Source organism: Neorhizobium puerariae (assembly GCF_042429745.1).
GTDB classification, from domain to species: Bacteria; Pseudomonadota; Alphaproteobacteria; order Rhizobiales; family Rhizobiaceae; genus Neorhizobium; species Neorhizobium puerariae.
In genome coordinates this window covers 1-25,025 of sequence record NZ_JBHMAA010000027.1, presented here as the reverse complement: position 1 = coordinate 25,025, position 25,025 = coordinate 1, and the positions used below count along the sequence as shown (strand labels likewise).

Below are 25,025 nucleotides of genomic sequence, written 5' to 3'. Positions count from 1 at the left end.
CGATGGTTGGCGCTCGTTTCCAATCGTTGAAGAAGACCTGCGACGCACGGCGTCCTCACATCATACTGGCGAGAACCAGAGAGCCAGAATTTTCGAGACGATCAGCACAAACCTCCCGGGAGGATATTGCGGTCTTCCCGGTTTTACGGGTGAGCTGGATCGACACCGTATTTCGACTGAACGAAACCGGACGCGAACGCCCTGGTCTCGATGTGTCTGAGATGGGTGTCGGCCGGCAGTGACCCGAACAGTGGAATGCCGTCGCCGATGAGGATTGGAATCCGCGTCATCACGAGGTCCGCGATCAATCCAGCGCGCAGGAAACCCTGAATGACCTTCCCGCCGTCTATATAGGCGCGACGCCATCCATTGCCCGACAACTCGGCAAAGAGTTCGCCGGGTGAGAGGTTCGCGATACGAACCTTTCCATTCAGATCAGGCCGAAGATTCCGATCTGAGAGTGTGCTGCTTAGGACGATCACTGGTTTCGTATAGGGCCATGCGCCGAATGTCAGCGCCTTCTCAAAGGTGCCGCGCCCCATGACGATGCCATCCATCGCCGCCAGAAAACTAGTGTAGCCATAGTCCTCACTGACGGCTTCGCGCGACGGCTCGGAAGAGGCTGGCTCCAGCCAGTCGATAGAGCCGCCTATACGAGCGATAAAGCCATCCACGCTGACCGCGATGAAGACATGGCCGGTGACGGCATCTTGGCGCTCATCGGCCATTGCATACTCCTCGTTGCGACGATAATCTACAGCGTAGATTTAATAAGTCTACGCTGTAGGAGTGTCAAGCCTTGCGCGAGCCGAAGCCCCGCCCCGCATCCCGGAAAGGGAGACCTCGCAGGGACGACGCCACGAACCTGACGATGGAAAGGATTGTCGCTGCCGCCCTGCGAATTACGGATGCACATGGGCTGGAAGCGCTGAGTATGCGTAAGCTAGGTGCGGAGTTGGGCGTCGATCCGATGGCGATCTATCGCCACTTGCCGAACAAAGACGCGCTCTTGAACAGCCTTGTCAGTGCCGTCTTCTCGCGAATGGAGTTGAACTCCGATCCCCAGGCTCCTTGGCGGGAGCGCGTAAACGAATGGGCGTGTGCCTACCGTGACCTCATCCTGTCCCATCCTGCTTTCATTCGACAGGTCGCTGCCAACGCGACGATGGCCCGTGCTGCTTCCGGCGCTACTATCGAACCTCTTCGTTCGGCGCTCGTCGATGCAGGTCTTCCAGACACGCTTGTGAAATCGACCGTGAACACTTTGGTCGATTTTCTGCACGGCTATGGACTTGCAGCGACTGGTGGTGCTGTCATGGGACAATCGCCCTCTTTGCCCGAAGGGCTTGACGGCGATACTTTATCCAAGACGAACCCCCGGACCGATCATCGCGATCTGGAGCAAAGCTTTGCTGTTAGTCTCAATATAATTCTTGAGGGAGCGCTCTCGCTAAAGCAGGATCATGCCGCGATACCTAGAGCCGAACGGTAACACCGCATCACTCATGATCGTCACACCACATGAATTGTATGGTCCCTCATAATCCCAATCCCCGCTGCCGCCCCAACTGCCACGAAACCGAACCGCCCTGCACGACACCCATAACTTCGCGGCCGAGCTGACGGTCGATCACCGGCCGCCATGGAACAAGGGTGAACTCGTGGCTCTTCTCCACGATGGCGAACTTGCCGCTGGTTAGCTGCACGGTGCCGGTGAACTTCCCGCTGACGGTTTCGCCGTCCGTGGCGGCCCGGAACGGCAGCGTCTTGTTAGCGGCCATTTCCGCGCCGACGCGGACAACCTCGCGGTCGCGCAGCGTGGCGAGCAGATTGCGCCGGTAGAAGACGCGGCCATTCTGCTGCCGAGTGGCGTCGCCATGCTCGACGTGATGTTCGCGGCGCTGGTCCAACGCCTCGCGCATCTGGTGGCCGAAGCCGGCCGGCGCAAGGTCGGATGCGTCAGGCGATACCAATCGCCGGTCCAGCCAGGTCGCGCCGTCCGCGCCGATCTGCTTCTCAAGGTCGAGCACCGAAAGGACGCGAACGCTGGCCTGCCGATTCCGGCCGGCGTCATACGCGACGGCGCGGCTTTCGAAATCTTCGGGGATGCGCCATTGACCTGCGTCGATCCGCTCGGCGATGCCGGCGCGGCGCAGCGCCTCCAGCCGGCGCACATGAGCATCGACATAACCCTCATAGTCACCGCCTGGAACACGGCCCTCGAACTTCGCACGCTCCAAATGGCGGCTCGGCCGATAGACGCCATCCTCGGTGATGGCGGCAATGGTCCGGTCGGACGGCCGCTGCGTGGTGTCTGGCGGGCCGATCTCGACGACGCTGCCGATCCGCGCATCCTCGACGCGCGCCGGGTCGATGCCGGCGACATGGTGCGTTCGTCCGTCGATGCCATCCACCACGATGGTCAGGTTCTCGCCCAGCTCGTCGGACAGATACTTATCGACGATGCGCCCCGTGACGGGCGCCTCCGGCGGCCCGTCATGGATATGGAAGGTCATGGGATCGCGTTCCAGGCCATCGGCCTTCAACGCCTTGTGCATGTTGCGGATGATGTCGCTGCGCTCGCCCATCTCGCGCAAGGTCGGCTCCATCCGCTCGCTCAACTCCCAAACGCCGGGCGCGTGCTCGGTCGCAAGCCCCATCTTCTCCAGCTTAGCGAGACGGCGCAGGCGCAGCGTGCGATTGAACTGCCGCCTCTGCTCGGCAGGTTCATGGCGAAGGTCGAGGAATCGGTCGTCGGCTTCCTCGGTCATGGCCCGGTCGATGCGGGTGAAACGATCCTGGTCGATTTCGGCCGACAGCTTGCGGCTCTGCTCGATCTCGGTCACGGGGCCAAGCTCCAGCGTCGCTAGTTCGCTGGCGCGTTCGCGGATTCCGTTGGCGAGATAGTCGCCGTTGATGACAAGGTTCTCGCCCAACTCGTCCTTGCCCCGGACGATGACATGCACATGGGGATGGCCGGTGTTGTAGTGGTTGACCGCGACCCAATCGAGTTTCGTGCCAAGGTCGGCCTCGATCTGCTTCATGAGGTCGCGCGTATGTGCTGTCAGGTCGGTCAAGTCCGCGCCGTCCTCCGGCGAAACGATGAACCTGAACTGATGCCGATCCTCCTTGCCACGCTCAACGAAGGCGTTGCCATCGGCGCGGTCCTCGGTCGCCGAATAGAGCTGACCGCGCTCGCCGTCGCGTGATGTGCCGTCGCGCTGGATATAGCGCAGATGGGCGGCGGACTTGCCGTTCCGGCCGGCACTCTGGACATACCGGGTCTTGACGACGACGCGGCGCATTCCGGGCGCGCTGTGTCGCCAGCCGCCCGACAGGGTGCGGGCGCGAACGAAAGCCGCACCGCGCCCGCGTTGCAGGCCCGGCCCCTTGGTCGAACGCGAGGCTTTGCCGCTCTTACCGGCCGGGCTTTTGCCTGGGCGCGACGCTGATCGTGGCGACGATCTGGATGGGCTGGCGCTATGCTGCCGGGCTATCTTCTTGGCTTGGGTGAGAAAGCTCTTGGTCTTGCCGGCCTTCGGCGCGTCGGATCGGATGCGGCCGGGCTTCGGCCGGAAGCGGTTTTCGTCGTCGGCGCTCATGGATGCGCCTCCGGCCAAAACTCAAGAAAATCGGGTGTTCGGCGGCTATGGTGCCGGTCGAAACCCAGCAAAGCCAAGGCATTGCGCAAGATCGCGGCACGCGGGGTCCAAAACCATGGTGCCGCTCGCGGGCCATCTAAACAGTGTGCAGACGACAATAATTTCAGAAATCCGGCCGACGTAGTGCCGGTTTCCTTTATCTTGCCCTCCGCTCTTCCGACCCTTTCTGCCTCTACGACCGGGTATGCAGTCAAGCGCAGCCCTGCTTGCCTGCACACTGGAAAGAATGCCACCGAGCACGGAAAGACCATCCTCATGGCGTGCCTGCCGTGTTCGCGCGGGCAATAAAAATGCTGCCGCCCTGTGGCTCCGTAGCGGCGGGATCGTGCACCAGAACGGTTGCGCGGGCATCGCCGGATTGCGTGTCGGATGACGGCGCGGCGGTCGCCCGGCCGTCATTTGGGCGCACGATGAAGAGTGGAGCGTCGCGCCAGTCGGGTGGTGGTGACGGCTGCCGGGCTGGTGCATCGGATGTAGCCGCGCCGCCGAGAATCGGCGCGAGCGCAGCCACGTAGGCGCGCGTCTCGGCGGGGAGCGGCCGCCCCGTCGAACGGTGCTCTTCATACCGCGCAGGACCGGCGTTGTAGGCCGCGAGCACCGCCACGACATTGCCGTAGCGGTCCCACATTTCGCGCAGATAGGCCGCGCCCGCGAGGATGTTGTCGCGCGGGTCGTAGGGATCGCGGCCGAGCCGATAACGGACGCGCAATCCCGCCCAGGTGTCCGGCATCACCTGCATCAATCCCATCGCGCCGGCCGACGAAATCGCGCGCACGTCGCCCGCGCTTTCGCTGCGCATCACGGCGCGAATCCATTGCTCGGGAATGCCGAACCGCTGCGACGCCTCGGCGATGAAATCCGCATAGGGATCGGCGGCGGCCGGTCGGGCAATCGGCACGGATTGCGCGACCGCGACGCCCGATCCGGCGCAGACGGAAAGTGCGCCAGTCAGCAGCAGAACGGCACAGCGCCATGCCGCCCTGTCTCCACCACGACGCCAGCCTGCCAGCGTGCTCGCTTCGGTAAAGGGTGCGCGCGAAGCGCCGGCCGGGGGCCGCCTCTGACCTTCGCTGCACGCGCCGGCCGTCCGGTCGTCGAGCGGGACGAAGGGATGAGACGGCTTTCCCGCGAACAAAGGGATGACTGGGAAAGGCATCGGTCAGTCCCGATCTTCGCGCGGGCGTAGCCGTTTCCACGACAGCCGGAAGGTCCGCCCCTCGTCATCGGCCTGGAACAGCGCCGGGCGAAACAGCGCGGGAAAAAGCGGGCTGTCGATCTCCAGGGCGATGTAGTCGCCCGCCCGTTCGCCGACACGTTTCCACGCCCCGCCGATGTCGGGGCCGTCCTCGTCGTCGAGGTGGATGCGCCAGGCGGGCGCGTTCTCGGCGTCGCTCGGCTCGATGGCGACGAGCACGATTGCCTCGTCGATGCCGAACAGCCGGACGCGGCCGGCATAGCCGTTGGCGGTGGGTTCAAAGATCGTAACGGGCATTATCAGTCTCCTTGGGATTGGTTGGGGGAAGCGCGAAGTCAGTGCGTCGGCGCGCCCCACTCGTAGCGGCCGACGCCTTCCTCATCGGTCCAGAGCGGGACCGCCCGGCCGATGACGGAGCTTGCGGGGATGGGTCCGAAGTAACGGCCGTCCAGGCTGTCGCGGACTTCCCAATTCATGAGGAAGATTTCGCCGTCGCCGATGACGCGGCAGCCCTGCCAGACAGGTAGTTCGCGGCCAATCCGGTCGCGCTCCAGCGCCTCGCCCATCTCGATGCCGTCCACTGTGATCGTGCGGCCGATGCGGCAAACACGTTGCCCAGGAAGACCGACGACGCGCTTCAACAGCGGCACACCGCGCCCCACATAGGCGCGCTCGACCATGAAGGCGGCGAGCGGTTCGGGCGGCATGACGGCGACCAGCTCGGGCACCACGATCCGGTCGGCCGGCTCGACAGTGTAGAAGCCGATGGGTGCGCTGGTGGTCGCGTTCCAAATCAGCTTGGTTGGTGTCGGGACGAACGCCGCGATGGCGACGCCCATCGCTACGAAATACGTCACCATGACGTAGCCGAAGCGCGTCATGGCGCGATCCTCCGCCGCCCGATCCACGTGGCATGTCGCTCCGGCGTGTAGGCGTTCGGCTCCAGATTGGCGGTCAGGCGATTGTGCGCGTGCCGCCAATAGTCCGGCGATACGTCGGCCGGATCGAGGCCGAGCGATTCCACGGCATCGATGGCGGCAAGCGCGCGCTGGACCTTCGGCCAGCTATCGAGGCGCAACAGGATGTCGCCTCCGGGGCGGACGAAGGGCAACGTCTGAAACGGCTCGCCTCGGCCGATGGCGCGCACGATGTCGATGCGCGAGATGACCGTGCCGTGCTCGCCGGCCGCCCAACGGACGAAGGCAAAGATGCTGTCCGGTGCGAAGCCGACGATGCTTCGGCGGCGGTCGATGATCTGCTCATAGTTCTTGCGGCCGAACCGTATCCAGTGCTCGACCTTCTGCTTCTGGAACGTCAATTCGACCAATGTGGTGAAGGGCGCGGGTCCGTCCGGCAACGGACGGCCGTGCGCGCCGCGACGGGCGCGATGGGTCATTGTTCGTCTCCGGGAATTGCTTGGGCGCGCGTGCGGTGGCCGGCGCGCAGCATCATTCAGCGTTCGCCCCGTTCTTCGGGCGTTAGCGGGCGGGCGGGAAAGATCGTGCTGGCGTTCTTGTCGCGGGTGGATTTGCGGACGCCTTTTGCAGTCCAGGCTTCCAGGTCGCGGACAGCGTAGAGGACACGGCCGCCGATCTTTCGATAGGTCGGGCCGGTGCCGTAAGTGCGATGCTTCTCAAGGGTGCGGATGGAAATGCCGAGGAAGCGCGCGGCTTCCTGTGTGCGCAACAGGCGCGGCGGCAGGTCCGCGTTGCGGCGGATGGTCATGGATCACCTCCGGTTCGTTGAACAGGCGGCTGTCGGCGACGACAGCGAGCTGTGGCGAACCATGGCGAGGGATCGGCGGCGGGTAGCGTGCCGCATTTGCGCCTATGCGCTGGCGGCACCCCATGGGAAGCGGTAGCGAGCCGAAAAGACGAGAGATTTCAGTGCATCGTCGCTCGCCGCGCCGAATTGGCGGAGACATTCCCGCGCGGGTCGGGTAAGACTGAACGCGGAGCAGACGCGCTGCTCCGGGGCGTCGAAACCCCTGGTTAGCGGTTGGTGCCGGCCGTGACGGCACCGCACTCCTTGATCTTATGGTCGGGGAGCCTGTGGCGTATACAACAGGCTCTCCGAGCTAAAGGCCATAGGGCCGTCTAACCACGGTTTCGAACTCCCCGATCACCAAGAGTCAGAGAGAATCGTTTGCGGGGGCGCACCGCAGACAAAACCCTCTCGGATACGGGGAACGGCCATGCCAGTGCCAGTCGAACTCGACCCCGATGTGGACGATCTCGCGCCAACGGGAAACGACATCACGCCTTACGACGAACAGCACTATGTAACCTATCTGCGCCTTCTCGACGCCAAGGCAGAAGGCGCGGACTGGAAGGAAGTCGCGAGAATCGTCCTGCACCGCGATCCAGTCGGCGAAGAAGCACGGACCCGGCGATGCTGGGAAAGTCACCTTGCGCGCGCCCAATGGCTTTCGCGCGAAGGCTACCGGCGAATTTTGGAACAGGCTGTCGCGGCCGAGCGCTGACATTTCTGGCGCGCGATGCGAATTCCGGCCGATGTTCTCACTTTGTCGGCGATTTGATGGGATAGTGCAGCAGAAGGCGATAACCGCCCTTCATCATGTTCAGGCCGTGGGCGACCAGACGGCGGGCCTGGTTCTTGCGCGGATCGACCTCCCAATCCTCCTTGGTCCCGCGAAAGCCGAGCAGGACTTCCGCGATGGTGCGGTAGCTCTCGCCACGCAAGCGGGCATCGAGCGCGCGCAAGGACAGGATGTGGAATCGGCGGAGCTGCGCCGGCATGGTGCGGAAGTCCGGGCCAGGCGCTCGCCCGTTGAGGGATCGCCAGAGACGGCGAGCGGCATGGGCGCGAAGCTCCATGAAGAAATCCATCGGAAGGGATACAGCGTAGAAGGCAGCCGCGTCGGGCACCGCCTCGGGGAGCCAGAATTGATGCCTGACGCCGCCAACATGCCAAATGCCATGCCACCCATCGACCGCGTGCCGCAGGTCAAGGCCGAACAGATGCGCCAGCGTCACGACAGGTTCTGTCATCCCCTCGGGATGCTGCACCGGGGACAGGAGAACCGCTTGCGGCTGGAGGCTTGGAATCCAGAATAGGGATTGTCGATCAGCGAGGGTTTCGGGGTCGCACGGGAAATCGCAACCCCCAGCGCTGCGAGAATGTCTCAAGTTGCTTCCCCGGCGGTTTCTTCGCGTGGGAAATTATCTGGAAGTCGCGGTGATAATCTTCATGGCGACGAAGATACTCCCATGCGAAACCAGCGGGGGGAATGCTTTTTGCGTGCCCGTAAGCTACCGGCGCACGCCAATCAATGCTTAGCATTGGCGCACCTCTCTACTGGGGCGCGCGAGCAACGCCCAGCGAGAGAGTTTCCGAAACTGCTATCTACAAAAGTAGTTGGAATTGCACGAAACGTCGTTCGTGCTAGGCGCACGCTTATATCTACTTTCTCCTTAGCAATGCTTCTGCGATTCTGCGAGCTGGGTCGAAGCTCGGCGTCGCTGCATCAGGGGCGCGGCAGGCAATGCGTGGGCTTCCCTGCGCTTTGGTGGAGAACCCAATCCTTACCTGCTGGAAAAGACATGCACCTCGTCGCGCGCGGTTTCTATCGTGAAGAATTCGCCGCTCATTTCGGCGTCGCGCGCCATTGCTTCCCAATCGACATAGTAGCGTAGGGCCTCGGGGATCGTGACACTCTCGGCGGTCACTTCCTCCATGAAATCGGCGAGGCTGGCGAACTGGCCATGATAGCAGTCCTGCAAGGCGGCTTCGGCCCGGTCGATGTCGCCGATGAACTGTGCCAGCAAGCCCGCGCCCAACGCGCCATGCTCGGCGATGAAAGCGCCCATCCGCGCCACGGTCTCGATGCTGGCGTATTCCCCAATGGTGCCGCCTTCAAAGCCCTCATGGTCGTGGATGGCGTATTCCTCTGCATCCTTGACGGGGGAACGCGCGAGCATCGCGGCAATCTCGTCCCTGATCTCGTCGGCGTCCTGATCCGCGTCGATCCAGGCTCCATGCAGATAGCCGCTGTTGTAGGCGGCAAGGCAGGCGACATAGATGCGGGGATTGCTGTTGGCTGCGTTGGTCATTTTCGGTTTCCTTGGTCCTGGGTTGGAGCGCCGCGCTGCGCTGCAACCCTGGCCGTCGCCGAGACCGGGGTAGCAAGGTGCCAGACAACTCTTTGGCACCGTGGAATAAATGGAGGGGACCCGTTTACGGGGAGCGGGCCGTTTATGCCGCGAAAGGCCGAAGAGTTTTCTTGCGCCGCGCAAGGGCAGCGCCCTTAGCGATCCTTCCCATAGCGGTCAGATGAGACGCGGCGGCAGCCGCGTCGGCCCGGAGGCGAACGCGCTTCGACATTGCGCCGTAGTGAACTGGAGGGCCACCAGTGACAAAGACCCGGCGCTTTAGCGCCGGGCCACGACCGAGAGCGATGAGCGCTACGTTTAGGCTATAGCCATCTGCGGCGCGCTGTAACATTTCCAATGGCATGTCCCATACGGAAACATAGCGAGAACATAGTTGTTCAGAATACCCCCGAAACGCCATATGATGCGGCATGTCGAAGAGAATCACCGATAGCCAGGTTCTGGGCGAGTTGGGCGAGACAGCGATCAAAAAGATCGTTCTCGAAACCGGCTTTCTTTATGAACAGCGTGGGCGCCTCGAAGCGGGCACGGACGGCATCATCGAACTACGCGATCCAAAGAACGGCACGCCACTCGGCAAGTTGCTCGGTGTCCAGGTCAAATCCACTGACAGCGGCCAATATGTCCGCGAAAACGACAACAGCTTCGAATACCTTCTCAAGCCGGATGATCTGAAATACTGGCGCACTTCCAACATCCCCGTCATCATCGTTCTTTGGCGGAAGTCCGATGAAACAGCGTATTGGAAGGACGTTAGCGATTGCGTCACGGGTGAGGAACGCCGCCTGAAGTTCGATAAAGGGGCCGACCTATTCGATCCGCGCTGCGCTGATCGTATTGGCGCGCTCACCATTGATCGTCGCACGCCGGGCGTTTTTCTGCCGCCGCTCAATCAGGGCGAGGACGCCATCATCAACCTGCTGCGCGTCAAGTTGCCAAATGAAATCTTCATCTCAACGTCGCCCTTCGGCAGCGGGCGCGACGCCGTGCCCGAACTGGTTAAGCTGGGCAACATCCGGTTCGACTGGGTAATCCGCAAGCGGCGCTTCGTCTCTTTCTTTGACCCCAGGGAGTACGGCACTCGCGCGATTGTCGATCTCGATCAGGTCGAGGCCGTTGATACCAAGCTCATCGCATTCAACGACGAACGCGACGACATCAACGACATGATGGATTTGTTGCGGCGCACGGTCGAGCGACAGACAATGGCGCAGCTTTCCTTTCTCCGCAAAGACAGGCTGTTCCATTTCAAGGCGGTCGGTATCGGCAAGTCGCGCAGCTACCGCTACATGTCCAATGTCAATGAAACCTCCGCCAAGGTCGTGAGCGCCTATGCAAGCAAGAAGAAAGAAGGCCGTGGCTACGTTCGGCATCACGCAGCGCGGCTGCGGTTCGAACGTCTCGCCGATGAATGGTTTGTAGTCATCGACCCGGATTTTTACTTCACCACAGACGGTTTTCAGCCGCACCGTTATCCAGAGGCACTTTTGGCAGGCAAGAAGCGTCTGGAACGCAACGCTGCCGTGCGCGGCCAAATGATGATGTGGCAGCACCTGCTGGTCGAGAGCGGCAAACACGAAGTTGGTCTGTTCGATGCCGACAAACCTGCGCCATTGCTGCAATTCGAGCGCCTCCCGGTGATTCAGTTGTCTCAGGCGGTGCCGGAGTCCTCATGGAACCGGACTGATCCGCGAGCCAAGGAGATGGAAGCGCAGGACCTCTTTGAAGAAGGGGGCATCGGGTGATTTTCAAGGCGCATGTCTTCGACGAGCCGATGCTTGAGTTTGGCGACGGCGGACAGCATTGCGATCCGCGTCAGGGTTTGCGCGAGCATGGGCCGTTGCAACCGCGTTCCGGCGACGTTATCCGCGTTGGCGTCATCGGCACGGATGATACCGTTGCGGGGTTCACGGAATTTCTCGGAGAAACCGGACGCGGCATCGAAAGCGGAAACAAGCAGCTTATCAATCTCAACCCGGATTTTCCGGGTCTGGGCAATCAGAACCCGTTCCGCTGTAAGTTCGAGGTGCCGGACGGGGCTACAGCCACTATTTCCCGGCGTCAGGTCAATGAAATCACCGGCATAGGCCGTCACGATGAAGCGGTCCGCCATGCCGTCGAGTTGATCACGTCGCAGCTTTCGGCTCTGGTCGAAGGCAGCGCGAAGCCCGACGTAATTGTTCTGGCGCTGCCCATTCCGCTCATCGAAAAGCTCGTCAACGCCAAGAGCGAAGAGGAAGACAGCGACGACGACGATGACGGCGGCGACATGACCAACTTCCGTGACCTGCTCAAGGCGAAGACGCTTCACCTGCCGGTTCCGACGCAGATCGTCTGGCCGGATACGTGGGACGATGCCGCGAAAATCCCCCGCAAGGTCAAACGCGACAGCAACCGCCAAACGCAGGTAAAGGCGACGCGGGCGTGGAACCTTCTCAACGCGCTCTTCTACAAGGCGGGCAAAGTGCCGTGGCGTTTGCTGCCCGATCAGGCGGAATACCGCACAAGCTTTCTCGGCATCGGATTTTATCGTGACCTCGACGGTCAACAACTCTGGACCAGCACCGCCCAGATGTTCGATGAGCGTGGTCGCGGTCTCATTTTGCGCGGGGCGCGTGCGCAGACGGAGACACGAGGGCGTCATCCATATCTGACCGCCAAAGATGCGGAAGACCTCGTGGTGCAGTCCATCGCGGCGTACAAAGCGCATCACCGCCATGTGCCTGCGCGGCTGGTGGTCCTGAAGACCTCACGCTTCCGTCCTGAAGAGGCAGAGGGCATCGACGCCGCCCTTGGGAAGTTCGGCATCGAGATGTCTGACCTCGTATGGGTGCAGGAGAGTTCCCCAATCGCCATCTTCCGGGATGGCAATTATCCCGTTCTGCGCGGGACATTCGTCGATCTGGGCGGCAAGGGCCTACTGTACACGCGCGGCAGCGTACCGTTCTACGGGACATTCCCCGGCCTGCGCGTACCGCGCCCTTTGCTCCTTGTGCCCCATGAGAATTCGGACAGCAAAATCCTGACGCTGGCGAAGGACGTGCTCGCGCTGACGAAGGTGAACTGGAATACGACGCAGTTCGATCAGAAGCTGCCGGCGCCGATCAAGGCGGCGCGGGAGGTCGGACGCATTCTCAAGCATGTCGAGTTCGGAACAGTGGTCTCCTCAGATTTTCGCCGCTACACATAGTATTACTCTTTTTTGGTCTCTATACTGAGCGATGGCTTCTTAATTCAACGCAGGCTTAACCGCATTCTTTTGGCGGTCACGGATAGACTGAATCCAGTCTTCCAGCGCCTTGACCTCATTAAGCAGGTCATCAAGCGATACCGCTTCGGGATTCAACGCCTGCGCCGACGAATGAAGATCTTCGGACAATCTTCCCTGGGCAGCCATCACGCGCTTCACGTCGTCCTCGGTGAGAATGCCGAGCTTGAACATCGAGGTCGGCTTGACCTTGTTGTCGAACCTTTCAAGCACGGGGCGGATATAGTCGGAGATCGCTTGCTCCCAGGCATCGCGCAGTTGACCAATAGTGCCCTTACAAAAGATGGTGCGCTGCGTATCGGTCAGCTTGTCAAAGCACGGTTTCGCCGCTTTGAGCGATGACCGCAGTGCGTTGCACATCTCAAGCCCGGATTTCGCCTTGTCCGGCAACTCGTTTTCAATGTAGCCGGGCTTGTCCTGTTGCCGCCGGACATTGCGAAATGCGATTGGCCGGTTTGCCTTTTCCGCTTCGCGGCGAAGTTCGTATAGGAACACGAGGTCATGCGTGAATACGATGACCTGCCGGTGCTCCGCTTCCTCCACCAGCCGCGATGCAACCGCGCCCCTGTGGATGTGGTCGAGCGATGACATCGGATCATCGAAAACAATGCCGGAATAGCGCTGCGCCGTGACCAGTTCGGCAAGGAACGCGGCAAGCGCCACGCAGCGGTGCTCGCCTTCGCTGAATATCTCGCCGACCTTGGCGTTGGGATTCTCCACCAACGCAACGCGAAAATACGATACGGCCTGCCGGTCTTTCTCCTTGCGAAGCTCGACCGGCATTCTGGACAGCTTGAGCTTTCCGATCTCGCGCGCAAACCGACCGCGCAGCGCGTCCGTCACCATGCGATCCGAGAGTTCCTTGTTCTTATCGGTGATCGGCTTTTTGGCGGTCGCCTTGAGCGCGGTGTTGATCGACTCTATTTCCTTGAGGCGCGCGATGTGCGCCTTGATGTCTGGGAGCAGCGGCGCAAGGGCCGCGCGCTCCTTGAGTTCAAGGTATTCGGATTTCAGTTTCTTGTAGTCGTCGCTCTGCGTATCGGCGGAAAGCTGCGCGGCGCGTGTTTTGAGATCGGCGGCAAGCGCCACAAGCGCCTGGAGCGGATCAGCGCCAAGCGGCTTGGGTTCGCCATGCGCTCTGACCATCGCCCGAAGCCGCCAGAGCACCACGACAAAGGCCCGGCGCACTTGCTGCGCAAGCGACGCATCGGCGATCTCGGTGGCGAGGAACTTTCTCGATTTCAGAATATCGCCAAGGCGGAGCATCCGCCCTTTCAACTGCGTAAGTGCAACGTCCAGATTCGCGAGCGCCGTCGCTTCGTCAGCCTTTGTCGAGCTTTTTACAAACGACTCGAATGTCTGCTGGCGCGCGATTGCATCCGCGCTGAGGGGTTGCTGACAAAGCACGCAAAGCGTGTCCGGTTCGCTAGAAGGGAATGTCTTGCCGGGGTAGGCCACGGTGTCCGCGTAGGTGCGCGCGGCTTCCCATAGTTTTTGCCAGGCGGCTTGGCCCACCTCGGGCAGCGGCGATGCGCTGAATAGCTGCTGCGACGCAACCGACGCGGCTTCCACGGCATCGCCGTGGGTTTTTCGCAGCGTATTGATTTCCGCGAACGCTGCCGCGTTCGTAGCGTCAATAAGGGCTTGGAGGGTCGTCTGAATACGCTCCACTTCCCCGCGCTGATTATCAAGCCGCGCCACGGCGCGCTTGGGGTCTTGAGCGAAGTCGGTTTCCAATGTGGCAAGACGGGCAGTTTCCTGATCGGTAAATGCGGCGAGCTTATCAAGCTGCGGGACGTTGGATTTCGCGCTCAACCCGAAGACGTAGCTGCCGGCAGCCGTTTCCCTGCTCATAGAGGGGTTTGAAATCGCAAGCGGAACCTGACCCCTGAGCGTTGCGATCTTGCCATCGAGTGCTGTTTTGATACGGTCGGAAGCGTCGGCCAGCGCCTCCAGCAACCGCATTGGCCGGGGGATATAGGCCACCTCGTTGGTGCTTTCGACGTGGATGCTTGCGCTTCGGGAGTCGAAGATGCTGACCGATGGCAGATCGCCGTGCGGCTCGCCGTCAGGCGTCCAGTCGAATTGTTCGGCGTTCGCGCCCCGCCTGAAACATATCTCGGCAGATTGAGGCGTGTCGGTCTTGTCCTCCAAGTCCCTGTGGATCGCGAACTTCTCGTCCCGTGACCGACATGCGTGCTTCAAGACTCGGACATAGCCGGACTTTCCCGAACCGTTGTCGCCGTAAATCACCGTCAGTCCAGAAGGCTCAAAGGATAGCTCCTGCTGGGTGGCAAGCGCGTTGATGGCGGTGGGGTTCCTTATCGAAACAAGGGAAATTGGCTCTGCCGCACTGGTTTCGGCGACGATGTGCAATTGCGAAATCGGCGTATGAGTGCGCGCCGGATCAACGCAAAGCTCCGTAAGTTCTGCAATCGCCTGATCGTCCAGCACTTCACCTGTGACCAGCCGACGAAGGGCGTCCTTCTGCCACGCGGGCCGCTTCTCCGACCACGTCACGAGGTCTGTGAGGGCAGCCTTTTCGGTTAGGGGAGCGGATTGCGTGGCTGTGACGCTCATGTTGCCCTCACATTTCCCCCTTGAACGCCTTGTCGAGAATTGCAGGAAGCATGGCGTCCATCTCAGCGGCGGTTTCTGTTTGGAGCAGCTTCACCGCATTGACCTTGGCTTGCAGGGCGTCGAGTTCGGAAACGAGCGCGCGTTGCCTGTCGAGAGGCAGGTCAAATATGGGAAAGGACTTCAATTGGCGTTGATTGATAGACGCCAAATTGGTCGTCTGCTTCGATGCCGCCTGAAAGAACTCTTTTCCTCGCGGTGACGACATGAGGGCAGAAACATACCAAGGATCGAACCTCGTCTGGTCGAGGCGCACGCGAAAGATGTGGTTCTGGTGGATACAGTCGGGAATTTCATCCTGCCAGACAGTCCCGCGTCCAAGCTTATCCCAGTCGCCGCCTTCCGTAAGCAGGAGATCGCCACGGCGTAGCATCCATTTCTCGTGCTCCTCGGGATATATCTCGACTTCCTTGAGTACCCGAAGGTCGAGGCGCCCATCCTGCACGTTGGCGACGCGAAGGTACGGGAGGTGGATGGTCTTGCCGGTCAACTTGCGGCCGAGAGTGACGCCCGCGCGAATTTCGGAGATGTGTTCCAACTCGACAATGGGAACGCCCGTCATACTTGCATCGGAAAAGATGTCATTGGCGGCGGACGCTCGAATTGCGTCCATCTCGTCCAGGACGCGCCCACGCAACACTCGCGCCTCCTCCACCTTCGCGGTCAGTTCCTCGATGCGTGCGACAATGCGGTGTTGTTCGGCGAGGGGCGGTAGGGGAACGTGAATTGCGGCGAGCTTCTCGGTGCCAAGTGTTCGGTTCCGGCCAGCTCCTCCCGGTGAAGCTTGAAGCAATTGTTCGCGCCCATCCGCGTGTACGAACCAATATTTGAGGAAGCTGGGATCAACCTTTGCGCTATCGGCAACGCAGGTCAGAAATCTGTGTGAGCCAATCATTCCGCGTTCGGCTTCGGTGGCAACGGCCGTGGCCCCCTCCCACGCAAAGACGATGTTGAAGAGTAGGTCGCCCGGCTCCACGGTGAATACGCGCTTGCTGCCGAGGTCCAGCCCGGTAATTGGGGCTTTGTGGAAGACGCCTTTCCCGAAGGAGCGGATACCGATTTCTCGGTACAGTTCTTCGGCCTTGGGAAGAATAGGGCGTCTCACTAGAGGGGCGATTTCCCCCATCCGGGCTTTTGGCCACGGCGGCATCATGCTATCGCCCCCAACACCGCCTTGATCTCCCCCATCAACTCGGCGATCCGCAGTTCCTTTTTTAGAATATCGTCGGCAAGCTGATCCGGTGGCAGGTGTTCGAAGTCTACCTTAGCATGCGGATTCTTGCGGTCGAGGTTGCAGCCCGTGTCCAGCAATTCCCTGACCGGCACCTTCCACGCCTGATCGGTCTCCTCGCGCTTTGCCCACCACGCCATACAGCCCGCGAACTCGTCGAACTGCATGGGTTGGGTCTTGGTGTAATTCTTGCGGCCCTCCGGCAAGGGCTGCTCGTAATACCAGACCTCCTTCGTTGGGCCGGCGCGGTCAAAGAACAGGATATTGGTCGGGATGGGGGTGTAAGGCGCGAACACGCCATTGGACAGCCGCACGATGGTATGCAGGTTGAAATCCTTGAGAAGTTCTTGCTTGATGCGCGCGCATACGCCATCGCCGAACAGCGTTCCATTCGGCACGACGACGGCAGCGCGCGCCGGGCGTCCCGCCGGTGTCGGCTGGCGTTTAAGCTTGCGCATGATGAGTTGCAGGAACAGCAGCGCGGTCTCAGCCGTCTGCCTGTCTTCGGGGAAGTTGCCCTGGATACCCTTTTCTTCTTCGCCCCCGAAGGGCGGATTGGTGAGGATCACATCGACGCGCTCTTTCTCGCCGATTTCCGAGAGCTTGAAGCGCAGAGCGTTGCCGGAGTCGATCTGCGGCGCGTCAAGCCCGTGCAGCAGCAAGTTCATCTGGCACAGCAGATAAGGCAGGGATTTGGGCTCGCAGCCGGTGATGGTGTCGTTTTGCAGACGCTTGCGGTCGGCGACGGTCTTCACCTGCTTTTCAAGGTGGTTGTAGGCTTCCACCAGGAAACCGCCCGTCCCGCTGGCCGGGTCGAGGACGGTCTCGCCAAGGCGAGGATCGGTGACTTCCACCATGAAGCGGACGACGGCGCGCGGCGTGTAGAACTCGCCGGAATCGCCCGCTGCGTCGCGCATTTCACGGAGCATGGATTCGTAAAGCGCGCCGAGGGTGTGAAGCTCGTCCGACGACGTAAAGTGAATCCCGCCAACCTTGTTGATAATATCGCGCAGCAGATAACCGCTCTTCATGCGGTTATCGACACCCTTGAACACGGTGGCGATCACGTCGCGGCGGTTGTCGCCGTTGGAGCTTGAGAGCGAGCGCAGATAAGCGAACAGGCCAGGGCCTTTCGTCCCATCTGCACGCACGGCTTCGTCGGAATTGATGAACGAAAGCAATTCATCGCCCGTGATGCCCTGCGGATCGGCGGCCCAGTCGCGCCAGCGATACGGGGCCTCGACGGCGGCCTTGAACTTCTTGCCGGATAGCGCGGTTTCCTCCTCGCGTTGCTGCTCAAGGTCGTCGAGGAATTTGAGGAACATGATCCATGTCAGCAGCGGCAGACGGTCGAGATCGCCGTTCAGCCCTTTGTCCTTGCGCATGATGTCGCGCGCGGACTTGAGAAGGCTCCCGAGCATCTGGGAGGTCGTCATCGGTGCGGCGTCTGCGCCGTTCTTTTTCTTAGTTCGTGCCATAGAGCAGTCCTTGCAGGTCGTTTACGGCCCGGCGAAGCTCGTCGGGGCCGCCGAACAGCTTGATGATTTCGGCGGGCTGGCCGTGGGTTGAGATCGGCGGAACCTTGAGCACGTCCGGCAGGACAAACTGCGCGTCGCCGTGTTCCGCATATTTTTCCAGAAGCTCGTCGAGCACCTGACGCGCTTCAGGAGAGAATTTTTCAAAATAGTCCTTGCGCTCGGCCTTGAGGCGCTGCGCCCGCTCGCGCCGGGTGCGAAGCGGCGCGTTGAAAGCCAGATGGCACAGCAGGTCGAAGGGGTCGGCGTCGGTCTGGCCCGTCTGTTCGGCCAGCACGTCAAAGTCAATGCCGCGCTCGCTCAGCGCGGCAATAATCTCGCCGCGCTGGTCGGCATCGGCCCAACGCCTGCGAAGCTCGGCGGAGGTCGGCGCCAGCGAACGAACGCTTTCGGCGGCGTAGTCGGTGTATTTGACGACGCGAAGCTGCTTGCCGTTCGGGTCAAGCTCATGGACCAAGTGGGCCACGACTTCGACCTGGCCTCCGTCGAAATAGAATTTGCGCGGCTCGCCGGTCGACGGTTCGATCGCGCCGGGTTCGCCTTCCTCGGGCGGGGCAGGCTCCGGTTCCTGTCCCTCGGGGACGAACTCTATAGTCGCGGTGGTTTCCCCGGCGTCGTTCACCTCTTCTTCCGTGATCCGGGCCGGATCGCCGTCGAAATCCGGGTCGGCGAACATGCGGGTCGCCGAGCCGGTGTAGTCGAGGATGTTGAACCACAGCTTGCCGTAATCATCACGCAGCCGCGTCCCGCGCCCGATGATCTGCTTGAACTCGCTCATAGACCCGACGACGCGCGCCAGAACGACATTCTTGCAGGTCGGCGCATCAACGCCGGTCGTCAGCAGTTGCGACGATGTGAGGATAACCGGGGTTTTGGTTTCGAGGTCCTGGAACTTCGATAGGTGGCCGCGACCGATGGCGCCCTCGTCGGCGGTGACGCGCACCACATAGTCGGGATGCTGCGCTACAAGGTCGGCATTGAGGTTGACCAAAGCCTGTCGCATTTCCGAGGCGTGTTCCTGATCGACGCAGAACACGATGGTCTTGGCGAAGCGGTCGGTCTTTTTGAGGAAGTCGGTCAGGTGGTGGGCGATGGCCTGCGTGCGGGCGCGCAAGGCGATGATCCGCTCGAAGTCCTTGGTCTGGTATTCGTCATCGGGGATCGCGCGGCCGAAGCGGTCAACCTCATCCTTGCTCGGCCGCCATCCGGCCGCGTCCCATTGGGTGACGATGCGATGCACCCGGTAAGGCGCGAGAAAGCCGTCGTCGATGCCCTGGCGCAGGCTGTATTCGTAAATCGGGTTGCCGAAATAGAGGTAGGTGTCGCGGTTGTCCTCGCGCAGTGGCGTGGCCGTCATGCCAAGCTGGTAGGCGGGTTTGAAATGCTCAAGGATGACGCGCCATGAACTGTCGTCTCGCGCGCTCCCCCGGTGGCACTCATCGACGATGATGAGGTCGAAAAAGTCTGGCGGATAGTCCCGGAAAAGCCCAGCGCGGCGCTCGTCCTCGGCCAGTGCCTGGTAGATGGCGAAATACATTTCCCGGCTTTTGATGATCTCACCGGATTCTATCTTATGGCGCGCATCCCCGAAGGGAGTGAACGTCTTGTCCTTCGGGTCGTCGATGAGGATGTTGCGGTCGGCGAGGAATAGAATACGCGGCTTGCGATGCTCCCCGGTCCTGTTCCAGCGGCTCGACCAGAGCTTCCAGCAAATCTGGAAGGCCACTATGGTCTTGCCTGTCCCCGTCGCCATGGTCAGAAGCAGGCGCTTCTTTCCGGCGAGGATGGATTCGACCGTACGGTTGATGGCGATCTGCTGATAGTATCGGGGAGGTTTGCCGCCGACCATGTTGTAGGGGGCGATCAGGTGATTCACGCTCTCTGGCGTGTCGATCCCGCTACCGACCTGATAGCGCCGCCAAAGCTCATCAGGTGTAGGGAAGTCGACGACGCGCGTTTCCGTCCCCTTGAAATAGTCGATCTCGATGATCTCGGCGCCGTTGGTGGCATAGGCGTATTTAAGGCCGAGGATTTCCGCATAGTTGCGGGCCTGCTGCACAGCATCGGTTGCGGATTTGTAGCTGGCCTTGGCCTCGACCACGGCTAATGGAAAGTCCCGCGTGTAGCGCAGCAGGTAGTCCACACGTTTGGGCGGCTTGCGGACAAAGCCCTTGCCCACGGGAATGACGCGGCCGTCCGTGATGGTGCGCTGTTCGGCGATGGAATGGGGGTCGTTATCCCAACCGGCGGATTGCAGATTGGGCACAACGAATTTCCGGCATGTGTCGGCTTCGTTCGTCATGCTCCTCCGCTGCCCCCCTGTTGCTCTTCTACCTTGCGCTTTATCCAGTTCGCGATTTCCTGCCGCTGGAACCGCCACGATCCGCCGACCTTGAAGCCAGGAATCTTGCCTGCCGAGGCGAGCTTGTAGGCGGTCTTCTCATTGATCTTGAGAAGTTCCGCCACCTCCCGGATCGTCAGAATTTCGTCGGTCATGCGCCCACCGTGACTCGTGGTTGGGGAAGCATATAGAAGATCGGAGAAAATTAGGGAAGATAGCGGTGATTGCCTTCCAGAGGTCGAGCAACGGCAGCAGGGACCGGAGCCGGGTCGTGCCTCCCCCACTACGCGACGATGGAAGCGTCACCGAATACGAAACAGGCGGAACTTGACGGACGCGACTGGAAACCTGCTGTGATTGCAGCGGATTCCGGTGGATTTTCATGCGTCATTTTGGAGGGCTATAGCGTAGACATAGTTCTCCGTTTCATCGCTCTCCGCCCGCCATTTACCGCCGCTTTCCCTGTATCGCCCGATATTGCCGCCGATCGCCGCACTCTCACCAGGCGGCATAGAAAACTGCCGATTCCACGCTGCTGCCTGACATATCTTGAAGATTTACCGACGACGAAGGAGCGCTTCCTACGCTCGAAATCGGACTCCATGTCAGCGGTCATCAATCAACTCCAATAGACTCGAGCAGAAGGTAATCCTGATCATTAGCATGGCCTTCGCCGACTTGTATGAAATGGTTTGCACGATAAAAAGCGAGTGCCGTCTCGTTGGTGGACACGCACTTGAGCCGGTAGCGATTGATCTTCCAACCCGGCAACGCAAAAAGAAGAGCGCGACCAATCCCCCGACGCGAGAGGCGGGGATCAACATGCAGGTGGTGGATAAAGTAGTCGGGCTCCCAGACAGAAATAAATCCCACGGGCAGCTCGCGATTGAGGACAACCATTTGAAATTCGCCTTCGGTTTGGCTGTCGAAATCGCCAAGATCAAACGAATAAGACGGCTCCCAATGGAATGCTGCTTGTCGAGACCTTAAAAAGATATCCCGGAGGGTAGGCAGATCGCTAGGTTCGGCAGGTCGGATAATCATGGTTTGGTATCTCATAGAACGCATGCGCCGTGCTACTGAAACCTTCTTTCCGATGCCATCGAACTAACAGCAGCTATCAGCGATATGTATCCGGAAGCTGCCGGTCTGATTTCCACCAAAGTCCGACGATCCTCCTGCAGCAGCTACTCAGTTGGGTAGAGCTATAGCGTAGACGTAGTTCTCTGTTTCATCGCTCTCCGCTCGCCATCTCCCTCAATTCCCCTCCATGTCCCGATGATCCCGCCGCATGACACCAGCCGGCATGGAGAATCGCCGATTCCACGCCCTTCGTGAATCGCCGCGGCGAAAGACTTCACCTGTGGCGGCGCCGTCGAGGAAAGCGGGGCGCCGCGCCAACATCGGACGAGATGGCGAGGAGTGGTGCGAAGGCGGAACGCGGCTGAGCCGCCTGTTCGTGGCACCGTTGACGTGCCGGCAAATGCCATCTGCGACCCATGGCAATATGATCGCTGCCATCGCAGCCTGGCAAATGACAGGTCTGCGTCTGGTGCTGGCTTCCGGAAAATTGTAATCGATACAAATCTTGCAATCACTCATCCTAGTGAGCCCGGAATGAAATCCACTCCGCATCATCCCAAAGAGATACGTCACCACCTGATCCGAATGAATGGAAGGGACCCTCACGAACCGCACCGTGTGGCCAGTCCCTTGGAGCTTCTTTTCGACCTGACATTCGTCATTGCCTTCGGGGTGGCGGCCTCCCAGCTTGCGCACGGATTGGCGGAGGGCCATTTCCTCTCGGCAGTGACGGGATTTGGATTTTGCAGTTTCGCCATATGCTGGGCATGGATAAATTTCACCTGGTTCGCATCGGCGTTCGATACCGATGACTGGCTTTATCGTCTTGTCACGATGATCCAGATGATGGGCGTGCTCGTTCTCGCCATCGGAATACCGAGGATGTTCGCCTCCATAGAACATGGCGAGCATCTCGACAATTCGGTGATGGTCTTCGGCTACGTCATCATGCGGGTTGCCATGATATTTCAGTGGCTGCGCGCCGCCAGGCAGGGAGACAATCAGGGACGCGCCTGCCACGCCTATGCGACGGCGATTTCGATTGCCCAGATCGGATGGATCGCGCAGATAGTCTTCGATTTCTCCCTGGGTGTAAGCCTGGTGTTCGGCGCGATCCTTGCGGTCATCGAATTGACAGGCCCCTATATCGCGGAGCGCGTCAGCGGGGGCACCCCCTGGCATCCTCACCATATCGCCGAACGCTACAGCCTGTTCGCGATCATCGCGCTCGGCGAAGGGATCGTCGGGACGGTCGCGACCCTTTCGGCGGTCATCGACAGCGAAGGTTTCTCGCCCGGCGTCGGGCTTGTGGGACTGGCCGGGATCGGACTGACCTTTGGCATGTGGTGGATCTACTATCTGCTTCCCTCGGCTGAAGCGCTGGAGGAGAAGCGCGAGAAGTCTTTCCTGTGGGGATATGGGCACATGGCGATCATCGCGTCGATCGTCGCCACGGGAGCAGGCTTGCATGTGGCTGCGAACTTCATCGAGCACAAGGCCCATATCGGTCCGATGGCGACCTTGCTGACGGTCGCGGTCCCGCTCGCCATCTTCCTTGGGGGGCTTTACGCGCTCTACAGCTATCTGGTGGAAAGCGCAGACATGCTTCATCGCTGGCTCCTGCTGGCCACGGCGTGTGTAGTCCTCCTGGCGTTCCTGGCCTCGTGGGCGGGCCTGTCCATGCCGGTCTGCCTGGTTATCCTCAGCTTGGCCCCGGCGGTTTCCGTGGTGGGCTATGAGCTTTGGGGGCATCGCCACAGAACGGCCGCGTTGCACGAAAATCTCGGCAATGGCTGACCGGGCGCAGGTCAGGCATCTGCGAAAAGCGCCGGGGCGACGGGCGTTTCGTCCCGGCGCGACCCGCCATCTCACCCATCACCTGATCTCTCAAATCGAAGCATTTCAAAGTAAGCCGGGCTATCCGCCTGCCGGCGAAAGAAGCCACGGGTGCTGCATGCGCCTGTCTGGAGCAAGACGATGACGGAACCATTTCGGCCGGACGGAACGTCCTATGCCAGCCTCAGTATCCTGGACACGACCCTCAACGAAATCCTGGAGACCTACCGCAGCCATCCGGATCTCAAATTCTCCGAAACCCAACTCGCCCTCGTGGAACGAAACAGCCTGGAGCCCATCCGGAACGCCGCGGCGGAACTTGAAGCCGCCATATCGAAGATGCGCGCATCCCTGCGTCCCGTGATCCGGAATCTCGGCCTCGTGGAAAAGACCTTGCGGCAGGAAAAGGGAGAGGCGAAGGCACACCAGAAAACGCTGGCCGCGCTGGATGAAGCGCTTCGCTTCATGGTCGAGATCCGGGCATCGGAGGCTGCCGAGGCGCGTTTTTCCACCTGGCTGAATCTGGGGAGGGTTCCTTTCCTGCCCATCAGACAGGATTATTTTTCCTTTCACGGACCTGCGAAGCAGAAGCTCAAGCGCCCGGATTTCATCCTCTACAACAGGCACCGGATCGTCGAGAACGTCGTCATCGACGGCGAAGCGGCGCCTGCCCGCATCACCGACGCCGCATGCGTGGACGTGAAGGCCTTCAATCTGTCGCGCGATCGGCACGGCGCCTATTTCGTCATGCCGGACCAGTACATGCTTCATGCCCAGATCGGAATGGACGACAAGGCGGGGGCGCGATCCTTCTGGTGCCTCATCCCGCCGGAGACGGAAAACCTCGGCATCCTGATCGACCTCAACCACCTGACGGCCCGCTCGAGGGCATTCGCGCCGGGCGAGAAGGTCTATTTCAGGGACGTCATCTCGGTTCCGCTGAATCTTCTCCATATCGGCGAGCACGGTCCCTGCGCCGATCCCGTCGAGCAGGTCTTCCTTTTCGATCAACTGGCGTCGAACCATGCCTATGACGAGGATTTCATCCGGCATCGCCGGACCGTCGCCATCGACCTGGTCTCCATCGCGCCGCGGGACTGGAGCTTCCTGGGGGTCCATTTCCAACTCCCGTATCCGGATGAGGACGGCATGTTCACCTACAATGACCCCGTCGGCGGAGGCACTATCATCGTGGATGACGAAAGGCACGCCGCGATCATCGAATATCTGGCCGGCAGCATGGATTCCGCCTATCCCGTGCAAAAATCCTTCCTCGACGGCGCCGCGAATGTTTTTCCCGGCCTGATGCGGACGATCGGCCATTGGCTGCCGCGCATCCGCTTCACGGGAGGGGAATAGACCCGGTCATTGCGTCATCGAGAGGCTGATCTGCTGCCACCGGCGCGATCCCGGATCGAAAGCCACCACGAGTTCGAAATCCATTCGGTCCGGACCGTTGACGGTCTCGACATCCGCATAGCCGTCCATGGCGAACCGGCAGCCGTCCATCCATCGAAAGTTCTTCGAGGATATGCCGACCACGCCGGGCCGGTCTTCGACGATCTGGAGGGACTTCTCGAAAGCGAGGCTTCCCGCGCAACGCTCGTCGCCGCTCCTCTCCCCGGCCACCATGACAAGCGCCAGGCCGGCAAGCGGCACCGCGAAAGCAGCAGACTTCAAGATATTCGGTCCCATCATGGGGCTCCATCCGCAACCGATACCCGGCCGACATCAAAAGTTCAGGCAGGCCGGATAAGTTCGATCCTGCAGGCAGGATAACACCATTGGCCGGAGCCGGCCAAGCGCTGCCGGAGAATTGGCGATCGATCGAAATCGCAATCTCCGGCTTGAGTAAACCGGACTATCGGGACAGCAACAAATGTGAAAACGGCGCGGATTTACGCTATCGTCAAATTCGGCTTTCATTTCATACGAAATAAACTAGGACAGTCTTGGCTGGAATTCTTCAGGGATAACTCATGAAATTCGGAACGAGTGGACTACGTGGGCTTGTTGAGGATCTGGAGGGGCGTGCGACGTCGCTTTATACGGGGGCGTTTGCGCGGCATCTTCTGGAGACGGGTGCGGCGGGTCCGGGCAGTCC

The 25,025-nt window shown here is 60.8% G+C and carries 23 protein-coding genes; 6 read left to right on the top strand and 17 right to left on the bottom strand.

The window, feature by feature from the left end:
• Positions 1-143: 143 nt before the first annotated feature.
• The gene (locus ACFFP0_RS22530; RefSeq protein WP_377264454.1) at positions 144-728 is read right to left on the bottom strand and encodes a dihydrofolate reductase family protein; all 585 of its coding nucleotides are present in this window, start codon (positions 726-728) and stop codon (positions 144-146) included.
• Positions 729-871: 143 nt separating this feature from the next.
• Here ACFFP0_RS22530 and ACFFP0_RS22525 point away from each other — a divergent pair, with 143 nt between their 5' ends.
• On the top strand, positions 872-1,492 hold the full coding sequence (locus tag ACFFP0_RS22525; protein WP_377264453.1) for a TetR/AcrR family transcriptional regulator: 621 nt from the start codon (positions 872-874) through the stop codon (positions 1,490-1,492).
• A gap of 46 nt (positions 1,493-1,538) precedes the next feature.
• Here the strand turns inward: ACFFP0_RS22525 and ACFFP0_RS22520 are convergent, their stop codons facing one another.
• The 6 genes from ACFFP0_RS22520 to ACFFP0_RS22495 all read right to left on the bottom strand — a co-directional run bounded on the left by ACFFP0_RS22520 (position 1,539) and on the right by ACFFP0_RS22495 (position 6,582).
• The gene (locus ACFFP0_RS22520; RefSeq protein WP_512699796.1) at positions 1,539-3,044 is read right to left on the bottom strand and encodes a DUF3363 domain-containing protein; all 1,506 of its coding nucleotides are present in this window, start codon (positions 3,042-3,044) and stop codon (positions 1,539-1,541) included.
• 871 nt (positions 3,045-3,915) lie between these two features.
• On the bottom strand, positions 3,916-4,818 hold the full coding sequence (locus ACFFP0_RS22515) for a lytic transglycosylase domain-containing protein (protein WP_377264452.1): 903 nt from the start codon (positions 4,816-4,818) through the stop codon (positions 3,916-3,918).
• A 3-nt stretch (positions 4,819-4,821) separates the two neighbouring features.
• Entirely contained in the window at positions 4,822-5,154 is a 333-nt protein-coding gene (locus ACFFP0_RS22510) for a DUF736 domain-containing protein (RefSeq protein ID WP_377264451.1), read from the bottom strand.
• A 38-nt stretch (positions 5,155-5,192) separates the two neighbouring features.
• The gene (locus ACFFP0_RS22505) at positions 5,193-5,738 is read right to left on the bottom strand and encodes a S26 family signal peptidase (protein WP_377264450.1); all 546 of its coding nucleotides are present in this window, start codon (positions 5,736-5,738) and stop codon (positions 5,193-5,195) included.
• The gene (locus tag ACFFP0_RS22500) at positions 5,735-6,253 is read right to left on the bottom strand and encodes a DUF2840 domain-containing protein (RefSeq protein WP_377264449.1); all 519 of its coding nucleotides are present in this window, start codon (positions 6,251-6,253) and stop codon (positions 5,735-5,737) included. The genes ACFFP0_RS22505 and ACFFP0_RS22500 overlap by 4 nt, the downstream gene beginning before the upstream one ends.
• A 56-nt stretch (positions 6,254-6,309) precedes the next feature.
• Positions 6,310-6,582, bottom strand: coding sequence for a helix-turn-helix transcriptional regulator (locus ACFFP0_RS22495; RefSeq protein WP_377264448.1), 273 nt, complete (start codon positions 6,580-6,582; stop codon positions 6,310-6,312).
• A 469-nt stretch (positions 6,583-7,051) separates the two neighbouring features.
• On the opposite strand from ACFFP0_RS22495, the gene ACFFP0_RS22490 reads away from it, so the two are divergent.
• A complete protein-coding gene (locus ACFFP0_RS22490) occupies positions 7,052-7,339 on the top strand; it encodes a DNA -binding domain-containing protein (RefSeq protein ID WP_377264447.1) in 288 nt (95 codons plus the stop codon).
• A 37-nt stretch (positions 7,340-7,376) separates the two neighbouring features.
• On the opposite strand, the gene ACFFP0_RS22485 is transcribed toward ACFFP0_RS22490, so the two are convergent.
• The 3 genes from ACFFP0_RS22485 to ACFFP0_RS22475 all read right to left on the bottom strand — a co-directional run bounded on the left by ACFFP0_RS22485 (position 7,377) and on the right by ACFFP0_RS22475 (position 8,930).
• Positions 7,377-7,868 (bottom strand): DUF2285 domain-containing protein, encoded by a 492-nt coding sequence (locus ACFFP0_RS22485; protein WP_377264446.1) that lies wholly within the window; start codon positions 7,866-7,868, stop codon positions 7,377-7,379.
• 76 nt (positions 7,869-7,944) lie between these two features.
• Positions 7,945-8,160 carry a transcriptional regulator domain-containing protein gene (locus ACFFP0_RS22480; RefSeq protein ID WP_377264445.1) on the bottom strand — a complete coding sequence of 72 codons (216 nt, stop codon included), beginning with the start codon at positions 8,158-8,160 and terminating at the stop codon, positions 7,945-7,947.
• Positions 8,161-8,402: 242 nt separating this feature from the next.
• Positions 8,403-8,930: an antirestriction protein ArdA gene (locus ACFFP0_RS22475; protein WP_377264444.1), complete on the bottom strand. Its 528-nt coding sequence runs from the start codon at positions 8,928-8,930 to the stop codon at positions 8,403-8,405.
• 470 nt (positions 8,931-9,400) lie between these two features.
• Here ACFFP0_RS22475 and ACFFP0_RS22470 point away from each other — a divergent pair, with 470 nt between their 5' ends.
• On the top strand, positions 9,401-10,735 hold the full coding sequence (locus ACFFP0_RS22470; protein ID WP_377264443.1) for a DUF4365 domain-containing protein: 1,335 nt from the start codon (positions 9,401-9,403) through the stop codon (positions 10,733-10,735).
• Positions 10,732-12,180 carry an argonaute/piwi family protein gene (locus ACFFP0_RS22465; RefSeq protein WP_377264442.1) on the top strand — a complete coding sequence of 483 codons (1,449 nt, stop codon included), beginning with the start codon at positions 10,732-10,734 and terminating at the stop codon, positions 12,178-12,180. The genes ACFFP0_RS22470 and ACFFP0_RS22465 overlap by 4 nt, the downstream gene beginning before the upstream one ends.
• A 39-nt stretch (positions 12,181-12,219) precedes the next feature.
• Here ACFFP0_RS22465 and ACFFP0_RS22460 read toward each other — a convergent pair whose 3' ends face one another.
• The 6 genes from ACFFP0_RS22460 to ACFFP0_RS22435 form a co-directional block, all read right to left on the bottom strand.
• Positions 12,220-14,838: an AAA family ATPase gene (locus ACFFP0_RS22460; protein ID WP_377264441.1), complete on the bottom strand. Its 2,619-nt coding sequence runs from the start codon at positions 14,836-14,838 to the stop codon at positions 12,220-12,222.
• Positions 14,839-14,845: 7 nt separating this feature from the next.
• Positions 14,846-16,048, bottom strand: coding sequence for a restriction endonuclease subunit S (locus ACFFP0_RS22455; RefSeq protein ID WP_377264440.1), 1,203 nt, complete (start codon positions 16,046-16,048; stop codon positions 14,846-14,848).
• Entirely contained in the window at positions 16,045-17,604 is a 1,560-nt protein-coding gene (locus ACFFP0_RS22450) for a type I restriction-modification system subunit M (protein ID WP_377264439.1), read from the bottom strand. Before ACFFP0_RS22450 ends, ACFFP0_RS22455 begins: the two co-directional genes overlap by 4 nt.
• On the bottom strand, positions 17,591-19,963 hold the full coding sequence (gene hsdR, locus ACFFP0_RS22445; protein WP_377264438.1) for an EcoAI/FtnUII family type I restriction enzme subunit R: 2,373 nt from the start codon (positions 19,961-19,963) through the stop codon (positions 17,591-17,593). The genes ACFFP0_RS22450 and hsdR overlap by 14 nt, the downstream gene beginning before the upstream one ends.
• Entirely contained in the window at positions 19,960-20,157 is a 198-nt protein-coding gene (locus tag ACFFP0_RS22440; protein WP_026606172.1) for a helix-turn-helix domain-containing protein, read from the bottom strand. Before ACFFP0_RS22440 ends, hsdR begins: the two co-directional genes overlap by 4 nt.
• A gap of 460 nt (positions 20,158-20,617) precedes the next feature.
• The gene (locus ACFFP0_RS22435; RefSeq protein ID WP_377264437.1) at positions 20,618-21,046 is read right to left on the bottom strand and encodes a GNAT family N-acetyltransferase; all 429 of its coding nucleotides are present in this window, start codon (positions 21,044-21,046) and stop codon (positions 20,618-20,620) included.
• 657 nt (positions 21,047-21,703) lie between these two features.
• Between ACFFP0_RS22435 and ACFFP0_RS22430 the strand changes: the two genes are divergently transcribed.
• Both ACFFP0_RS22430 and ACFFP0_RS22425 read left to right on the top strand, forming a co-directional pair.
• Positions 21,704-22,882 carry a low temperature requirement protein A gene (locus ACFFP0_RS22430; protein WP_377264436.1) on the top strand — a complete coding sequence of 393 codons (1,179 nt, stop codon included), beginning with the start codon at positions 21,704-21,706 and terminating at the stop codon, positions 22,880-22,882.
• 180 nt (positions 22,883-23,062) lie between these two features.
• On the top strand, positions 23,063-24,280 hold the full coding sequence (locus ACFFP0_RS22425) for a hypothetical protein (RefSeq protein WP_377264435.1): 1,218 nt from the start codon (positions 23,063-23,065) through the stop codon (positions 24,278-24,280).
• 6 nt (positions 24,281-24,286) lie between these two features.
• Here ACFFP0_RS22425 and ACFFP0_RS22420 read toward each other — a convergent pair whose 3' ends face one another.
• On the bottom strand, positions 24,287-24,619 hold the full coding sequence (locus ACFFP0_RS22420) for a hypothetical protein (protein WP_377264434.1): 333 nt from the start codon (positions 24,617-24,619) through the stop codon (positions 24,287-24,289).
• Positions 24,620-25,025 lie beyond the last annotated feature (406 nt).